The sequence below is a fragment of the Brevibacillus laterosporus LMG 15441 genome (genome assembly GCF_000219535.2).
Classification (GTDB): Bacteria; Bacillota; Bacilli; order Brevibacillales; family Brevibacillaceae; genus Brevibacillus_B; species Brevibacillus_B halotolerans.
Genome location: NZ_CP007806.1, coordinates 1,616,381 through 1,633,296, shown reverse-complemented (window position 1 = coordinate 1,633,296; position 16,916 = coordinate 1,616,381). Strand labels below are relative to the sequence as shown.

Below are 16,916 nucleotides of genomic sequence, written 5' to 3'. Positions count from 1 at the left end.
CCTATTATCAACAGAATATTCAGGTAATATAAAGCTGAGGTTGGACGTACATCCAACCAAATAAACAGCGCTATAAACCCACAAAAACGCCATATCGAGTATGTATTCAGATACAACGTGCTACTTTTATCAGGCTCGAAGCCATGCAGCATTTACTTCATAGAAGATTTTCTCCTCTTTAAAATACGCCATAGCATTTGGTTTTGCCAAATACTCTCCAATTTCGGCTAAACGTTCATCAGATAGGATCACTTGACGTTGCTTTCCATTTTCATCGCGATATTCCACAGTAATTGCTACATCGCGCTCACGTCCATAATCGGCAAGCTCATTCGGGGTTTGAAAAGTAATGCGTTTCATTCTTTCATTTCACTCCTGTCTATTATTGACACTGTATGGCGACATTATGGCATTAAATGGAGCGTTGGTAAAGAGAAAATCTTTACGTAAAATCCTTCTATCCTTGCTATTCAAAATGAAGCAAAAATCTTATAGGGAAAATAAATTTTTTTTACAAGAAAAGACTTACTCCAAAACAATTTGGAATAAGCCAAGCAAAATAGATCAAGTAATGAGCAAAAATACCTTACATTTTCATTAATCTCTACCTGCTCTGACCAGATTTTTTGCAATCATGGACGGCATGGTATAAAAGGATGTCATATGATCCCCTTTTGATTTAATTAACCGAAACAATCCAAGTCGGTTGGACATGTGTGGATGCCATCCATACTGCTCCCCTTGTGGAACCGCTATATCCTCTGTGAGGTAGTAGTAGCTTTTGGGAATATCCAAGCTATCGAATACCGATAGATCCAGCTTTTGAAATAATGGCCCCGCTGGTTCTGGTGTGACGGTTTGATAAATCTCTGTAGCCAGTTCAAGATCGGCTGTATTCATAAACGTTTCCCGCCAATTTAGAAAAGGTAGCATAATTGTATTGTCAGGTGATTTTTGGGCAAGCTCCTCCCAGAGAGCCTTTCCCTCGGGTGGTATCTCGTCCGCGACACTATAGCCATTCTGTACAACGAACGCGTCCATAAACACCAGCCGTCTAATTCGCTTGAGAATCTTTTCTGCCACTTTAGAAATAACCGTTCCCCCGAAGCTATGCCCGACAAGAACAATATTACATAAATTTCTCTTCTCTATAAAATCAACGACGGACCTAACATAATCTTCGTGAGTTACCGCTTTATTTGTATCGCTACCATGTCCCGGTAAATTTGGAGTATATACTGAGTTACCCATCTGATACAGTTCCTCGACTGTATTATGCCAATAGCTACAATCCCCCCAAGAACCGTGAACTAAAACAAAGGTAATAGGCGAAGAGTCAGGATAATTATCTGGATAAGGATAATTGAAATGCTGGTGAGGATACAGCTGCCATGACATTTTTCCAAGATCGCCTTCAGGATAAAACGGGTTTTCTCTTAGACCTTCGTACATTTTTGGTCACCTGCTTCTTGTTTTGTTGCTTTTGCCTATACCATATGCCTAGTGTACGAAAGTGGGAACTTAGAAAAAATGTTACCCGGTTACTAAAGATTGCTTCTTCAAGAAAAAAAGCCGTCCAAATTGGACAGCTTGACATAACGGTAATATGACTTATTGTAGCGATTAGCATTATTTCTCTAGATGAAAAGGCACTTCCCACTGTACATTGTGGTTTTGTTTTAATACTTTATCATAGGAAATGGTAAGCTCTTTTGGAAGCTTGCCTTTATTATCAAATATCAGCTTCCCTTGTAATTGGATATTTCCATTTGGGGTGATCGTTGTCTTCTCAGAGTGGAAAACCTTATTTATTCGTTCCCCAGTTTCATCCTTGATTTTCCATCCACTCACGTTTATGAAATCTTTTGGGAAAACCGCTTCAAAATCAATACTACTTCCCCCCTTCACTGCTTTTTCGTCTTGATTATACTTTGTAAAACGGAAGAGATTCCCTTGCCCCTCAACTTTTATAGGTTCTTTTTGTAGCTTCTCTATGTTCAATTTCGCCTGAAAATTGGCTGTCTCACGTAGAAAGAGTGAGGTAAGCCTAAAGGACATTTTCTCTGAAGTAGGGGTAAACGTATGGAACCATCTATCTGATCCTTCTGCTAATCTAATACGCTCTGTGAGAGAATCTAATACATTTTTATTACTGCTTCCATTCTTTTCAGAAAGAGGCTCATCAACAGGAGGCGTTCCTCTTAAGTAAGGACTTTCCCATGCAGCCATATTCTTTCCTTGTTCATCAACAAGCTCATAGGTAAACTCTTTATCTGCCCCCTTAGCTGTTGTCTCCATAATAAGTTGAGTACCACTTGGAGCAAAAACGACCTCTTTCAAACTAATCTTTAATCCCTGAGGACTGGTATATTCCTGGTTAATCTTTTTCATTTTTGTTGCCTCTTTGGCCTTTTCCATCTCAATCGGAACCTGTATTTTCCAATTCCCATTCGTTTCACCTAATTTTTTCACAGTAAGTTCAACGTTCATTTCATCTGGTAAAGCATTTTCTTTCCCATAAAAATCGAATAGTGTCCGCTCTAGCACGATATAATCACCATGTATATTGTAAGCCCAAAAATCTGATTCCTGCTTATAAAGAGGATCATTAGCAAGCTCCTGATTCGGCTTCAATACATTTCCCTTTTTATCCTTCAAGCTAATTTCCTCTTCATCATACAACTCGCTTGCATCTAAACGATTTCCCTTGCTATCCTTCACACCAATAACCATGGCAATTCGCAAGGGATCGGCTAGAACCTCTTTTACTTCAAAAGTAAGCCCTTGATCTGTAACAGACAAATCCAAAGGTTTTGAATATCCTTTTTGTATAGCATGTATAAGACCTTTATCAGCTTTCTTGTAGTCAGAAAATAAGCTGTTTTTCGTCGAAACAACATGTATACCAGCATCTGTCTGACCGGTATACAATCCACTTACATAGGTAGCAAAAGTAGGAGAAACAAGCGTTCCTAAAGATACAACCAATGCCAATCCAGCTACCGTAATCGTCATTTTTTTCATTATGTCTATACTCCTTTTTTTCCAATTCATTTTTGGAGACAACTTATGTGGGACTGATTGTTTCAACACACTTACCGGATAAGGGTGGATTTTATTTATGATGTCTTGTTCAAACGTTTCTGAAAACGAATCGACTATCCATCCGTCATCACCAATGCTATCCAATTCATTAACAAATTGCTCTAGCTGTTTTTGACAATCGCTACAATAATCCAGATGTTTTTCTAGTTGCTCTCTCTTCGTTGCAGGAAGCTTATCGTGCATGTATGCTATCAGATGCTTTTGGCTCAGGCACTTCATAAATAAACTCCCCCCTTTTGTTCATCCGAATAAATTCATCCTTTACCTTTTTTCTAGCATAAGAAAGCCGCATTCTTACCGTACTCATCGATACACATAATTTTTCACTAATTTCTTTGTAGCTTAAATCCTGAATATAGTGCATCTCAAGAATGGTTTGATACTCGTCGTCAACACGTAATAAAAGATGCTGCAAAAACTCTTTTTGCTCCTTGTCCAGATAGGCTTTTTCAGGTGTATAGCTATCCATTATTTCAAAGGTTAGGTCACTAACTAACGGGGTTCTTTTTCGCATGCGTACCTCATCTAGTCCACGATTAATGGAGATACGATATAGCCATGCCGAAAATTTTTGTTGTGATTGATATTCTGGCAAATGGTAGTATGCCTTAATAAAAATCTCTTGAACAATGTCTTGTATATTTGATGAATGACCTAGCATTTTCGTAAGGATGGAAGCCACTTTACCCTTATATTTATGAATAATTTGAGCATAGATTTCTTTGTTGCCCTGTAAGATTTGCTCTATAATCTCCTCATCTTCCTGCATTGACTATCCTCCCATTCCAAAAAGGGGCTGCGCAGCTCTTACCTTTTTGTCTGTTCATTTATATATAACGAAAAATAAAGGAGACCCCTCTTAAACTTTTCAAAAAATTTTTCAAAACATTATAATTTGAACTATTTCGCGAAAGATACCCGATTCTATTGCGACAAAAAAACTGAACATTAATGGATAATCCTTATTTAAACCCTATCTTGCATAATAAAAGGAGTGAGGCTGGTATTCCTCACTCCTTTGCTTTATCTGTACAGCAATAAGCCCCCTTTTAAAAGCTTTAGGCAAAGAGCTTACGTGCCGTTTGGATAAACGTTTGAACGGCATTGGAAGACTCCTTCAATGAAGGAACTGCCAAACGAATGTCTCTAAATGCTTCTGGCTCCAGTTCTTTTTTGAGAACATTAGGCGGAAGCGCCCAAAGCGATAATTCCGACAGCACCGCAATTCCAAGTCCCTCCTGTACCATGCTTAGCGCTGAGTTGACGTTTCTGACCACAAATCGAATCCTCAGGTCTACTCGTGCTCGATTAAACAAGTCAACAATAGGCGGCTCGTAACCTGATTTACAGCTAATCAACGGCTCGTTGCTCAGATCTTTGACAGAGATAACTGGGCGATTTTGCAGGGGATGGTCATCTCTTATCACCGCATACATTCTCTCTCGAAATAACGGTATCGTTTCAAATTCATCGTCCGGCGGGATAATTAAACCAACATCGATTACCCGGGTTTCTAGCCACTCTTTAATTTCATCGATGGTTCCTTCATAGATCACAAACTCCAACTGAGGATATTGTTCAGCCATGACCTTAATTATTTTGGGTAAAAAGTGAGCAGACGCCACTGGAAATGCACCAACACGTATCGTGCCGATTTCAAGACCTTTTTCACTTGCAATTTCTTGGTGTACTTTTTCGAAGGACTGTAAAATATCCCGAAATAAAACTAAAATGCGTTTTCCTACATCGGTAAGCATAATACCGTTTTTCCGATCCCGAATCAGAAGAGTTACATCCAGCTCCGCTTCAAGTGTAGAGATGGAACGACTGACGGCAGGCTGCGTCATATTTAGTTCTAGACCTGCTTTGGTGAAGCTCCCAGTATCAGCAATTTTGACGAATAACTCTATTTGTGCATGTGTCATAACAAAAATGATATGCCCCCTATAAAAAACATTCATTTTATTTATATGAGAAATCATTTTATCATGTACAATGACACCAAGACAAGGAGTGACATATACATGCTTCAACAATCTCGTATAAAGGCAGGTCTATATCTCGCATTTTTGGTTCTTATGTGGGGCGTTAATTGGCCGCTTTCCAAATACGCATTAACCTATACCCCGCCACTGCTGTTCGCTGGCTTGAGGACATTTATCGGCGGCCTTCTTCTCATTTCCTTTGCTGTATGGAAACGAAAACAGCTTCATTTAAAAGGAACGTGGCATATCTATCTCATTTCCTCAGCTTTGAACATCATACTCTACTATGGCTTTCAAACCATTGGCTTACAGTACATGCCTGCCGGATTGTTCTCGGCTATCGTATTCCTTCAGCCTGTGCTACTCGGGGTTTTTTCCTGGATTTGGCTTGGAGAATCCATGTACGGATTAAAAATTCTCGGTCTTTTACTCGGATTTTTCGGCGTTGCCTCATTAACTACAGATGGGTTTAGTGGGAATATGTCAGCATGGGGGATTCTATTCGCTATCGCCTCTGCCATTAGCTGGGCCTGTGGGACGGTTTATACGAAAAAAACAGCAGCTCAGGTCGACTCTGTTTGGATGACGGCCCTACAAATTACAATTGGCGGCATCGTCATGCTGGGTTCAGGTTCAGCCATTGAGAGCTGGTCTGATATTGCTTGGAATACCTCGTTTATCATTGTTACTCTTTTTATCTCAATTTTCGTCATTGCATTGGGCTGGCTAGTTTATTTTCAACTGCTCGCAACAATCGAAGCCAGTAAGGTGGGCGCTTTTACCTTTCTCATTCCACTCATCTCCGTCATGTTCAGCGTGCTTTTCTTACATGAACAGGTGACATATAAGCTGATTGTTGGACTTTTATTGATTACTGGAAGCATCGTTTTGGTTAATTTTAAGCCGAAACGTATTGGCAAAACGTCAAAATTTGCGATGCATCGATAAGCTAGCTTGCTCTTTCTACTGTACTGTTTCACTAAATATTTTTAAAAAAGTAAATATATTGTATATCCGTGAAAAAAATCATTATTTTACAAAAAAGTAGCCAGCATATAAAGGGAGAGGTATGTAAGTAAGCTCTATGCTACCCCTGGCTTATAAAGTATGTATCTATCCTAAATTTACAGAATGCGCGTCATACCGATATGATTACAACGCCGAACGCCAACCGGAACGAACAATGACGCCATTAGTATTACTTCAAAGCAGTAGCATCCGTTCTGTAATGTTTAGGATAGATCGTGCTTTAGCACGTGTTAGTAGCATTTCATAAATTTTTCTCCGGGTTAAACATTTTACTTTTAACGTCGAAGCAATAATGCCCTAAAATATAGAAGGCGAACACCCACCTGTCCGCCATCAACGATAACTCTATCTTCTGTCTTTAGACTTGTCATATTAGTAGTGGATGTTATCAGGATTTCTCCTAGAAGGGATCGCTCCTCCTTTCGGGATTAGCCAAAAACGTCCACCCTCAACTCTCCCTGCCCCACCTGCAAAGTCCTTACGTGTGTTGGAAGCTGATGATGCCGAGGCAGTAGCAGCTCATCTCTTTTAAAAATCTTCGTTTCCTGCTGCCTAATTGTAAAAGTCGGTCAGTAGCACCGATCCGATTCATCCCCACTTAATATAAATGCTGCTTGTACTCTTGGCTGACCATGTCATCAAAGGCCTTGGCACTCATTCCCTTTGTTAATTTTGAATGAGCTAGTTGTTTCATCACCATCTCTCCCATCGTTGGGAACGTCTTTCGATCTATTTGATTAGCCGGATTCCATAATCCCGCATCCACCATTGCTTGCGAGTAAGCTAAGGTCACTTGTTGAAGTTCTATCCATATTCCTAGCGCCGGGCGTTTTCCTGCTATTGAGAGAGGTTCTAATATTTTGGCTTCCTTTACAATAGAAGCTTTGCCTTGAACATGGAGGATATGATCTACACCTGGAACAAAAAAGAGAACACATATAGATGGATTAACAAGTATATTCTCAAAATTATCGCAAATTTTGTTACCAGGACGATCGGGAATCAAAATGGTACGTTCATCTAGTATTTGTACAAAGCCCGCCGGATCACCCTTGGGCGATATATCAGCTCCTCCTTGCCTTTGACTGGTGCCGACACAAATGAAAGGAGCGTGTGTAATAAAGGATTGCATTTGTTCGCTTAGAATCGTGTGCTGGTAGAAGAAGTCACTTGCTGAAGACATCTCTGTATGATAGCTAGGTAGATAGGTTGTAGAATCCCACAGCTTGGAGCGAATAAAGGCTTTGGCACAATGAAAAAAGCATTCCTCGACATCTACCCGGATCGCTGCTGTGAGCTGCTGATCTGCTGGAAAATGGGCGGTTAGAAGTGCTTTCTCTTTAACAATGCTGGCCCTGCCATTAACTCGTAGGGTTTCGCTTACTCCTTGGATAAAAAATAGCAGCCCGATGAATGGATTCGCATTGATATTTTCAATCAAACGCAAGTAGTCGCCAGCTTCTTTTATGGGGATAAGCAAACTATTCTCAGCAATAAAACGGACAAAGCCCTTTTCCCCGCCAAACATAGACCCATGCAAGAAATGATTCCTTTGCTTAGTTGTAGCGCATACAATGGACGAATGCTGAATAAAGTAGCGGCTTTGTTCCTCTAAGCTAGGTAATATTTTTTCTAGTAAAGCCTCAGACGGCGAGCCGACTACCTCTCGCAACTGCGCTTTTGTTTGTACCGTGAAATCTATAGGTAGATTCATCTTTACTCCCTCCTGTTACAGCATGCATTGAAAGGATTTAACTAAGATAATTATACCTGAAATGATAATCATTACCAATTAAAAATATTTATTTAATTCAATTATTTCTTCTTTCAAATGGAAAAACCCTTGCAGCACTATTATTTATGCTACAAGGGTTTACCTAATTCTTATCAAGCATTTACGTTACAGCAAACGCGTTCTTTTTACCTCATAGACACACAAATCCTGAGCGATCTGGCTGTTCAGAAAAACCTCCTGCGCTTCCTGTAGCATATCATCAAGAGTAATCGGTCCGTCTTCAATATCATAACGTGGGCTCAAATGGGTAAGCAATAAGCCTTTTGCTTCTGCTGCAACAGCGATTTCTGCCGCTTGTTTTGCTGTGGAATGCCCACTTCGTTCAGCTAATTCCAGATGCTGATGAACATAGGTAGATTCGTGCACAAGCATATCTGCTCCTTGGGCTAAACGCACCATATTCTGACAAGGTATTGTATCGCCACTAAATGCAACCTTAAGGCCTGGCTGAGGTGGGTGAACAAAGTCTTTACCATGAAAAACCCTGCCATCTTCTAATTGAACAGTCCCCCCCGCTTTAAGCTGAGCATACATGGGCCCTTTAGGAATACCCGCCTCTTTTGCTAATTCAATCTTAAACGCACCAGGACGTGGCTTCTCTGTCATCGAATAGGCAAAGGCTGGAACGCGATGCTTCACCTTTGCCGCTTCCACGACAATGGTATCATCCTCGTAAATAATTCCTTCCTCCACCACTTTAATGATTAGGGGATACTGTAAATGAACGGGACTAATGCGCATGATGGCTTGTACATACTCATCAATGCCTTTTGGACCATATAGCGTAATTCCGCCTGTTTCAGCCCCGCGTAGAGAACGACTGGCAAGCATGCCAATTAATCCGTATAAATGATCGCCATGCAAATGCGTAATAAAGATCTTTTCCAACTGCGAAATATTCAGCACAGAACGCATGATTTGGTGTTGCGTACCTTCCCCACAGTCAATGAGCCACCACGCGCCTCGATCCATGAGACGAAGTCCGATACCCGATACATTCCGCTTAGTGGTAGGGGCGCCTGAGCTAGTTCCAAGAAAAACAATCTGCATGCCCTATCCACCTCCATCCTTTATGTAAAATCCACGTGCATATTTTACCAATCTTATCATATTTGGAGCAAAATTTCATCTAACCTTCTACCATTACAGTTCCGAAAGGCATCATGATTCATACCTCTTACTATTTTTTACACTTTCACCATTCACCGCAATCTGGCATAGGTTAGAGTAAAACGAAACGCCTAGGAGGTTTTATCATGAAACAATTCCTTATCCTAGGCATTATTCTTTGCCTAGGGCTTTTCAGCTTTTTGACCGGCTGTTCCAGTAGCGATACCAATAAGCTCCGAGTAGGAGAGGTTACACGCTCTCTTTTCTACGCTCCACAATACGTTGCTTTAGAAAAGGGATTTTTCAAAGAAGAGGGCTTGGAGGTCGAAGTCATAACTACTTGGGGTGGCGACAAAACAATGACCTCCCTGCTATCTAATGGCATTGATGTCGCATTGGTGGGGTCCGAGACCAGCATTTATGTCGATCAACAGGGTGGGCAAGATCCGATCATTAATTTTGCTCATCTGAAGTTAACTTTACAACAGGTAAATGAACCTCATCATTTTACTTTGAATTATAGTTAATTTGGGTTTGGCGGGAAGGCGGACTAGTTCGGTATGTACTATAAATTTACGGAATCATATCCAGAAACGTATTCAGCTCAAAAGGTTATAACGAAGACCCTGGACATTAATCATTTGGAAATTTTTCCAGTGGACACCACACTTTTTACAGAGTGGTGTTCTTTTTATTTATACCAAAGTGCGAATTATGTAATAGTTTGTCAAATTTTGTTGAGTGTTTCGCCTTTTTTCTATTTTGTAGAAAAAACAATACGGTTGGTAAAATATTGCACAAGAGGAAGAAAGGAGGATTAGAATTAGGTTTGTTTACACTTCAAAAGGACGTTCCCCTAGCCATCAAACTAATTGGAACGCCCCTGTCGTGAATAACAAAAATTGTTATTCGGATTAATTGTATCACTCAAATAAAGGAATGTGAAATGGAAAACACCCAATCGAAAGATGATTTACAGAAGCTTAGACGCTAGTTGGTCGATATGAATAAGCTGTACGGAAAACGTTACGAAACCCAGTAGGGGGCATAATTAAAAAGCCGCTTTTCAGCTATTCACTAAAGACCTTCTAGGAGGTTTACAACATGTTAATATGAGACAATCCTTTAGTTGAAAATGAAATCGCTAATGTAAAAATATCACTTTATTGAAAACATTAGGAAAATAGGCTACACTTTATGATGAACAAAAAGTTTATTAAAGGAATTGCAATTTTATCTACGGTTGGTTTTCTAGGGACTGCTATAGCTCCGGCGACCAGCGCGTTTGCTCAAGAAAAAGTGTCACAATCAGTTTCTTACCAAACTCCAATGTCACAACAAGAAATGGATAAGATTATCGAAGAAACTGCTAAGGACATTTTAGAAACTGCACCAAGGGTAGTAGTAAAAGAGCCTGCACAACTTGAAGCACAGGGTTTTGTTTCTCTTGGAACAAAGCTAATGAAATATTTTGGGAAAGGGTATGTGAAAAGGGAGTTACCGAAAAAAATATATGCTAAATTCCCAGACATAGTAAAAGAAAAACTTACAGAGGAAAAATGGATTTTCGCTTGGAACACCTATATTTTAATGGGGCCGTTGGATGAAGTGAAAGATACTGTAACTAAAGCTTTGGAGCCATATGTCTGGGGTTGGGTTGCAAAATCTTGCGGAATTATTGCACAAGGTATCGTGTATGCTCTGATTTAATAAAACAGAAAGGAGATAAAATGAACTCAAAAACTTTAAAGTTCATTCTAACTATTTTTTCTGTATATGGTACTATGCAAGTTACAAAAGAAATGAATATAGCTGATAGTTGGCTTATTACAGCGTTTGTTCGTTTCTTAATTTTTGTAGTAGTATTCTTCGTTGTTTCTATCCTTTTGGATAAAATATACAAGGATAAAGAGGAATAGCCGTCCTCTTTTCATCTTAACTAAAAAATTATTATGTGAAACGTCCGAATCTCCCTCGTATTCGGACGTTTTCTCGTTTCTAGTAACTGTTTACTTTTGATTCTCTGGCTCCTGTCCACTTGCAACCCTTACCCGAATCGACAGGCTCCTATAATTTACGTTTTCTGTTCAGTAAAATACATTCGTTTAAACCAGAAAGCTACATTGACTAGTGCAATCATGACTGGTACTTCTACTAATGGGCCAATAACTGCTGCAAAGGCAGCACCGGAGTGAATACCAAACACTCCTACTGCAACAGCGATCGCAAGTTCAAAGTTATTACTACCTGCCGTAAAAGCAAGTGTTGTTGTAACTGGGTAGCTTGCTCCCATTTTCTTTCCCATAAAGAAAGAAATAAAAAACATGAGTACAAAATAAATTAGTAATGGGATTGCAATACGAACTACATCGAGTGGTAAGCTGATAATGGTATCGCCTTTTAAGGAAAACATCACGATAATGGTGAAGAGTAAAGCAATTAGGGTGATGGGACTAATTTTAGGAATAAACTCGTTTTCATACCAGTGACGCCCTTTTACTTTTACAAGAGTAAAACGTGTCAGCATCCCTGCAAGAAATGGAACTCCTAGGTAAACCATGACAGACTTCGCTACTTCCACCATAGTGACCGAAACAACTGCACCTTCTAACCCCAACCATTCTGGAATGACAGTTACAAATAAATAGGCATACACTGAAAAGAAAAGCATTTGGAAAACTGAATTAAATGCCACTAATCCAGCGGCATATTCTGTATCTCCTTTGGCAAGATCATTCCAAACAATTACCATAGCAATACACCGTGCCAAGCCAATCATAATTAAGCCGACCATGTACTCTGGTTTATCTGATAGGAATAAGATGGCAAGACCAAACATTAAAATTGGGCCGATAATCCAGTTTTGAACAAGAGAAAGGATTAAAACCTTAGTATCCTTAAAAACTCTTCCCATTTCTTCATAACGTACCTTTGCAAGTGGTGGGTACATCATTAAGATAAGACCCATTGCAAGGGGAATGGATGTGGTTCCCACCTGTAAGCTATTTAACTCATTTACAAGCTGTGGATAGATAAACCCAAAACCAACTCCAATGCCCATAGCCAAAAAAATCCAAAGTGTTAGGTAGCGATCTAAAAACGAAAGACGTTTTTTCCCCATATTACTCATTGTTACATCTCCCTTACCTTCCTTTTTAGTAGAGGGTTTATTCGCAAGTAATCTGTAAGTTAGCTTCTTTCAATTTCTCAAAATCTGAGGTGCAATCTGGTAGCTGTGCAAGAGACAAACCAATCTCCTCCATAGTTGAACGATTCAAAGAGTAAAAGACCCATTGCCCTTTCCGTGTTTCATTTACTAAATTCTCGTTCTTTAGACGACTCATGTGCCTAGATATCGAAGGTTGAGAAATACCGAAGATCGGGACTAATTCACATACGCAACAATCCCTTTGATTTAATAAGGCAATGATTTTAAGCCGGGTTGGATCACCTAATGCTTTTAAGGCCGAAGAAAGTTGGATTAAATCCATGTGAATAATGCCTCCTTTATAATTACCATATAGCTATATGGCTATATTATCATTATGCGAAGGAATTTCAAATATAACCTTACATAATAGTGACCATATTTATGTCACTAGACACCATTATTTTGTGCTTTTTGACCACTAGCAACCCTCAACTCATCTGCCAATTTCGTTTGTAACAAGGCATCTGTAACTTTTATATACATCTTTCGAGCATATAAAAAGCGAGCCAGTGCATCTACATCAAGATTAATCATGATGCTAATTTGCAGTAGCTCGCTTGCAATCTTTTTACATTAAGTCAACTGATTGCCTTGATTTAGCCATCCCCTCAAACGGGATTTTAACTTATTCTATGGAATCGTACATATCCTGCATATCTGTCAAAACTACCTTGATACCCCCCGTTAATCCATCCGCCATCCCCATTATTCCAGAATTCACCATCTGTGAAAACCCACACTCCATAAAGAATGTTACCATAACGCACTGTATAAGATGTTTGAATGCCTTGTAGATTATGAGAATATCTTTGATTTAAATTATAAACCACCACATTCTTTTTTCCTTGACCCACTTGGTAAAATGCATGGTAAAGTGTGTCTTTAACAAAATTCTCACGGGCAACATCTACTGGAAGAACGCTTTTTTCAGACTTATGAATACTTGGTGGAAATTGGTTTGGGGTGTTGGTTACATTTTCACTCGCTAATGCTCCTGTCGCTCCTGTTGATAACATCAGAGACAATCCCATTAATGAAATTAAAAACTTACGTCCAACTTTCATTTTGACCATCCTCCTCCTAATTTCAACAATTAACCTTTATTGTAAAAAAATTACATAAAAGATTATGAATATATAATACTCCGTTAATTCTGCCTTTTCAATATACTTATGATAAGAATATTCGTTATTGACATAAAAATAGACACTCGTAGGTGACTAACCTTTAACATTCATGATATAAATTTACTACAAAAAAGCTACACGACTGATCGTATCCTTCTTTTATTTATCTGTTACCATCTATGACCTTATTCTCTAATTGGAGCGCAATTCTACCGTCAATATTCCGCCATGTAGCCGCCGCTCCGCTCATGAAGCCTCTTCCGATATGTCCTCCGCTTTTAACATAAGTGCGAGTAAAACATTATGCTTTTTCTCACTATCAAACTGCTTTATGATCATCTTGCGTTCTTTACGGAGTTCTTTCGTATGGAATGTGTAAATCGACTGCCGAGAATGTTCCTGTGCGATCTGTAATTGACGTTCTCTGTATACGGAGTTTACAGCCATCCATAGAGTACGTTTTTTTATCATCGTCTTCAGCTATCTTCCTTATCATAACTTGTCCATGTTTACGACCCCTTAGGAGTCGCTTGATTTACTATCCTTCTCAGCTTTCATGGCCAGTTCTCTTCCTTTTCGCTCGTTCTCTGTAAGAATATCAAGGTAAATCTCAATGAATCGGTCAAGAGCCTCTTTTGATGGTTCCCGTCTACCGATTGCCCAAATTTCCGGTCTCGTTCTTCCACCTTCCATAAGCACCATCTCCCTTGTAGAAGATGTATGCAACGATTCGTTGAGGACAACACTTATGAAAATCGGAGAACCCATAACAAAACTAAGGAACAAACGACATGTACCCCAAGCTCAAATGACAGATTTGTTAGGAGTAAAATGTCCTAGATATAACGCTTAGGAAAATGACATCTTACAACCAGATCTTACAATGATAAAAAATAGCAGATATCCACAATGAATCTGTAGACTTTTTGCTTGGCAATGCTGGAATGAGCGAATCAATTCCGTTTTGGGCCACTTTCAAAGATAATCGCGATTTTAGAAAAATGCTTCAAGAAGATGGTGATCTGATGTTTGATGGTATTCCATTAGATGAAAATGCTCGTAGCGTATCATGGAAGGTTTGACAGGATTATTCTGGGAAGCAAAGAAAATGAATAAGCATTAAAAGAATTAGGAACATGACATCAAGAGCAACATCAATTAAAAGTAAATAATAGAGGAAACAAGAAACAACTTGGTCAAACGTTACCAAAACTAATTGCCCTTTTACAATCTCTCGTGTACTTGGGAATCATATTCGTTTTTACTGCCTAGGGCAAAACCAACTCTTAATCCAGATAAATTTGAAAGACAGGTAAATGCATTTGCAGTAAAATTGCTCATTCACGAAGATAAAATTCAATGCGAAGAAGCCTCAGATGAGATTTGTCTACGTAACGGTAACCCAACTGAGATGGGTAAGTATATAAAATGGAGAGAAAGTGAGTTTAATGAAAAAAGTCATAATCACAAGAGTAGCGATTTATGTACGTGTTTCAACAGATGAACAAGCAAAAGAAGGCTTCTCCATCCCAGCTCAACGTGAACGACTCCGAGCATTTTGCAAAAGCCAAGGCTGGGAAATCGTAGAGGAATATATCGAAGAAGGATGGTCAGCAAAAGATATTCAAAGGCCACAAATGCAACGCCTTTTAAAGGATATCAAAAAAGGAACCCTTGATATGGTTCTAGTGTACCGTTTGGATCGACTTACTCGTTCTGTTCTCGATCTTTACTTACTGCTGCAGCTATTTGAAAAACATGATGTCGCTTTCAGATCAGCTACTGAAATATATGACACCTCAACAGCTATGGGGCGCCTATTCATTACACTTGTTGCGGCTCTGGCACAGTGGGAAAGGGAGAACTTAGCAGAGCGTGTGAAATTCGGCATTGAACAGATGATTGATGAGGGCAAGAAACCTGGAGGGCACTCCCCATTTGGTTATCACTTCGATAAGGATTTTACATGTACAATCATTGAGCAGGAAGCAAAGACAGTAGAAAAGATATACCAATGGTACGTGGAAGGTTTTGGGTATCGGTCGATTGCTAAACACCTTAATGAAATGGATGTTCGTCCACGTATCGCTAAACGTTGGAACCATATTTCCGTTCGGGATATTCTGTTGAACGACATGTACATAGGCGTATATCGATGGGGTAATAAAATTGTGCTGGATAACCATCCTCCCATCATCTCAAAACAATTGTTCGCCAAGGCCAAAAAGACAATGGAGGAAAAGTCCGGTCAATCGCCAAGGAAAGGAAAGTTCCCTTTGACAGGGATACTACGTTGCGGGCACTGTGAGGAACACAATATGCAAGGGTTCTACGATCATCGCGATCAAAAGACGTATTATCGTTGTCTGGGCTGTAACCGCATGACCCATGATCAGAGAATATTAGACCCTCTCCTCGGCGAGATCGATAGATTGATTACATCAAAAGAGTATTTCGTAGAAAAGGTCGAAAATCAAAGAGAAGTCGAATTAGATTTAGATAAAATCAGGAATGAGATAGCAAAAATCCAAACACAAAAAGAAAAGTGGTACGATGTGTTCATGAACGACAGCAATCCTATTCCAAAGGAAACACTTTTTGAAAAGATCAACACTTTGAACCATAAGGAAAATGAACTGCAAGAACTCATCAATGCTTATGATGTGGAAGAGGAAACCCCAGAGGAAAAATGTCACAAAATTAAAAAAATGATCAATATCAGAGAACAGTATCGTTTAGCAGACGTATTTCGCAAAAAAGAGCTGCTTCATAGTTTATTTGAAAAAGTTATTATTTACCGAGAACGCGGGAGAAACAAGAAAATTCGCATTGAATATTCTATGCGTTAACCCTGTTATATGTGTAATTTCCCCCAGCTTACCCAAACTGACGGCACATTCTTAGTCGCCCGGTCCAAATCAAAGCACTTTTCGTGGGATCAGGTAAAAGGCAAGGTATTCCTCGGTCAACGAAAGGGTGGAATGCCTCAAATGGTCGGCGAGTTTGTCCTTAAAAAAAATAAAATTGAGCCCCAAACGGATGCTACCGTTCTTCAAAACATTGAATTTAAAAATATCCCTTCCGCCTTCGCTTCAGGTACTGGAGATTTTGTACAACTCTTTGAACCAACAGCATCTCAATTCGAACAAGAAGGCATAGGTCATGTAGTAGCCTCCTTTGGTAAGGAAAGTGGTAATGTTCCTTATACCAGCTATATGACGAAACAAAGCTATATCCAGAAAAACAAGAAGAATATTCAGAAATTCACTAACGCCATATATAAAGGGCAACAATGGGTAAACTCTCATTCTGCCGAGGAAGTGGCAAAAGTGATTACTCCCTATTTTTCTGATGTAAAAGCAGATATTCTCACTCGTTCTATTCAGCGTTATCAGGAGCAGGGTTCCTATTCAGCCACTCCCTTATTAAAAAAAGCTGACTGGGAATTATTATTAGAAATTATGAAGACTGCTGGAGAGCTGAAACAGTCAATCCCCTATGAAAAACTAGTGAATGAAACATTTGCCAATCAGGCGATAGGAGGTAAATAGCCT

General features: G+C 39.4%; 16 protein-coding genes and 3 pseudogenes. 6 read left to right on the top strand and 13 right to left on the bottom strand.

All coding sequences use genetic code 11. The features are described 5' to 3' along the window. Window positions 1-129: 129 nt before the first annotated feature. From BRLA_RS07610 to BRLA_RS07585, 5 genes are all read right to left on the bottom strand, one after another. Entirely contained in the window at window positions 130-360 is a 231-nt protein-coding gene (locus tag BRLA_RS07610) for a hypothetical protein (protein ID WP_003338034.1), read from the bottom strand. A 237-nt stretch (window positions 361-597) separates the two neighbouring features. Continuing rightward, entirely contained in the window at window positions 598-1,452 is an 855-nt protein-coding gene (locus BRLA_RS07600) for an alpha/beta hydrolase (protein ID WP_003338036.1), read from the bottom strand. Window positions 1,453-1,629: 177 nt separating this feature from the next. Beyond that, window positions 1,630-3,324: a DUF4179 domain-containing protein gene (locus BRLA_RS07595; RefSeq protein WP_003338037.1), complete on the bottom strand. Its 1,695-nt coding sequence runs from the start codon at window positions 3,322-3,324 to the stop codon at window positions 1,630-1,632. Then, the gene (locus BRLA_RS07590; RefSeq protein WP_003338038.1) at window positions 3,278-3,874 is read right to left on the bottom strand and encodes an RNA polymerase sigma factor; all 597 of its coding nucleotides are present in this window, start codon (window positions 3,872-3,874) and stop codon (window positions 3,278-3,280) included. The genes BRLA_RS07595 and BRLA_RS07590 overlap by 47 nt, the downstream gene beginning before the upstream one ends. 289 nt (window positions 3,875-4,163) lie before the next feature. Further along, a complete protein-coding gene (locus BRLA_RS07585; protein WP_041752011.1) occupies window positions 4,164-5,030 on the bottom strand; it encodes a LysR family transcriptional regulator in 867 nt (288 codons plus the stop codon). Between the two features lie 99 nt (window positions 5,031-5,129). Between BRLA_RS07585 and BRLA_RS07580 the strand changes: the two genes are divergently transcribed. After that, window positions 5,130-6,038, top strand: coding sequence for a DMT family transporter (locus BRLA_RS07580; protein ID WP_003338040.1), 909 nt, complete (start codon window positions 5,130-5,132; stop codon window positions 6,036-6,038). 679 nt (window positions 6,039-6,717) lie between these two features. On the opposite strand, the gene BRLA_RS07575 is transcribed toward BRLA_RS07580, so the two are convergent. Both BRLA_RS07575 and rnz read right to left on the bottom strand, forming a co-directional pair. After that, window positions 6,718-7,833 carry an MSMEG_1061 family FMN-dependent PPOX-type flavoprotein gene (locus BRLA_RS07575; protein WP_003338044.1) on the bottom strand — a complete coding sequence of 372 codons (1,116 nt, stop codon included), beginning with the start codon at window positions 7,831-7,833 and terminating at the stop codon, window positions 6,718-6,720. Window positions 7,834-8,019: 186 nt separating this feature from the next. Next, window positions 8,020-8,964, bottom strand: coding sequence for a ribonuclease Z (rnz, locus tag BRLA_RS07570; protein WP_003338045.1), 945 nt, complete (start codon window positions 8,962-8,964; stop codon window positions 8,020-8,022). Between the two features lie 206 nt (window positions 8,965-9,170). On the opposite strand from rnz, the pseudogene BRLA_RS07565 reads away from it, so the two are divergent. From BRLA_RS07565 to BRLA_RS07555, 3 genes and pseudogenes are all read left to right on the top strand, one after another. Beyond that, window positions 9,171-9,503 (top strand): annotated as a pseudogene (locus BRLA_RS07565) (ABC transporter substrate-binding protein); the annotation flags it as partial. 718 nt (window positions 9,504-10,221) lie between these two features. Beyond that, entirely contained in the window at window positions 10,222-10,734 is a 513-nt protein-coding gene (locus tag BRLA_RS07560; RefSeq protein WP_041752010.1) for a hypothetical protein, read from the top strand. A gap of 20 nt (window positions 10,735-10,754) precedes the next feature. Beyond that, window positions 10,755-10,943 (top strand): hypothetical protein, encoded by a 189-nt coding sequence (locus BRLA_RS07555; protein WP_050816562.1) that lies wholly within the window; start codon window positions 10,755-10,757, stop codon window positions 10,941-10,943. 155 nt (window positions 10,944-11,098) lie between these two features. Here the strand turns inward: BRLA_RS07555 and arsB are convergent, their stop codons facing one another. From arsB to BRLA_RS23600, 6 genes and pseudogenes are all read right to left on the bottom strand, one after another. Beyond that, window positions 11,099-12,154, bottom strand: coding sequence for an ACR3 family arsenite efflux transporter (gene arsB / locus BRLA_RS07550; protein ID WP_003338050.1), 1,056 nt, complete (start codon window positions 12,152-12,154; stop codon window positions 11,099-11,101). Between the two features lie 37 nt (window positions 12,155-12,191). After that, window positions 12,192-12,515: an ArsR/SmtB family transcription factor gene (locus tag BRLA_RS07545; RefSeq protein ID WP_041752008.1), complete on the bottom strand. Its 324-nt coding sequence runs from the start codon at window positions 12,513-12,515 to the stop codon at window positions 12,192-12,194. 170 nt (window positions 12,516-12,685) lie between these two features. Then, window positions 12,686-12,805 (bottom strand): annotated as a pseudogene (locus BRLA_RS25130) (phage terminase small subunit P27 family); the annotation flags it as partial. A gap of 50 nt (window positions 12,806-12,855) precedes the next feature. Continuing rightward, window positions 12,856-13,299 (bottom strand): hypothetical protein, encoded by a 444-nt coding sequence (locus BRLA_RS07540; RefSeq protein WP_003338054.1) that lies wholly within the window; start codon window positions 13,297-13,299, stop codon window positions 12,856-12,858. A 309-nt stretch (window positions 13,300-13,608) separates the two neighbouring features. After that, complete coding sequence (locus BRLA_RS07535; protein WP_041752007.1) at window positions 13,609-13,833, bottom strand: hypothetical protein; 225 nt, start codon at window positions 13,831-13,833, stop codon at window positions 13,609-13,611. A 48-nt stretch (window positions 13,834-13,881) separates the two neighbouring features. Next, on the bottom strand, window positions 13,882-14,055 hold the full coding sequence (locus BRLA_RS23600; protein ID WP_003338056.1) for a hypothetical protein: 174 nt from the start codon (window positions 14,053-14,055) through the stop codon (window positions 13,882-13,884). A gap of 755 nt (window positions 14,056-14,810) precedes the next feature. Between BRLA_RS23600 and BRLA_RS07520 the strand changes: the two genes are divergently transcribed. Both BRLA_RS07520 and BRLA_RS07515 read left to right on the top strand, forming a co-directional pair. After that, the gene (locus BRLA_RS07520; RefSeq protein WP_041752005.1) at window positions 14,811-16,211 is read left to right on the top strand and encodes a recombinase family protein; all 1,401 of its coding nucleotides are present in this window, start codon (window positions 14,811-14,813) and stop codon (window positions 16,209-16,211) included. Window positions 16,212-16,226: 15 nt separating this feature from the next. Beyond that, window positions 16,227-16,913 (top strand): annotated as a pseudogene (locus tag BRLA_RS07515) (ABC transporter substrate-binding protein); the annotation flags it as partial. Window positions 16,914-16,916: the final 3 nt, after the last annotated feature.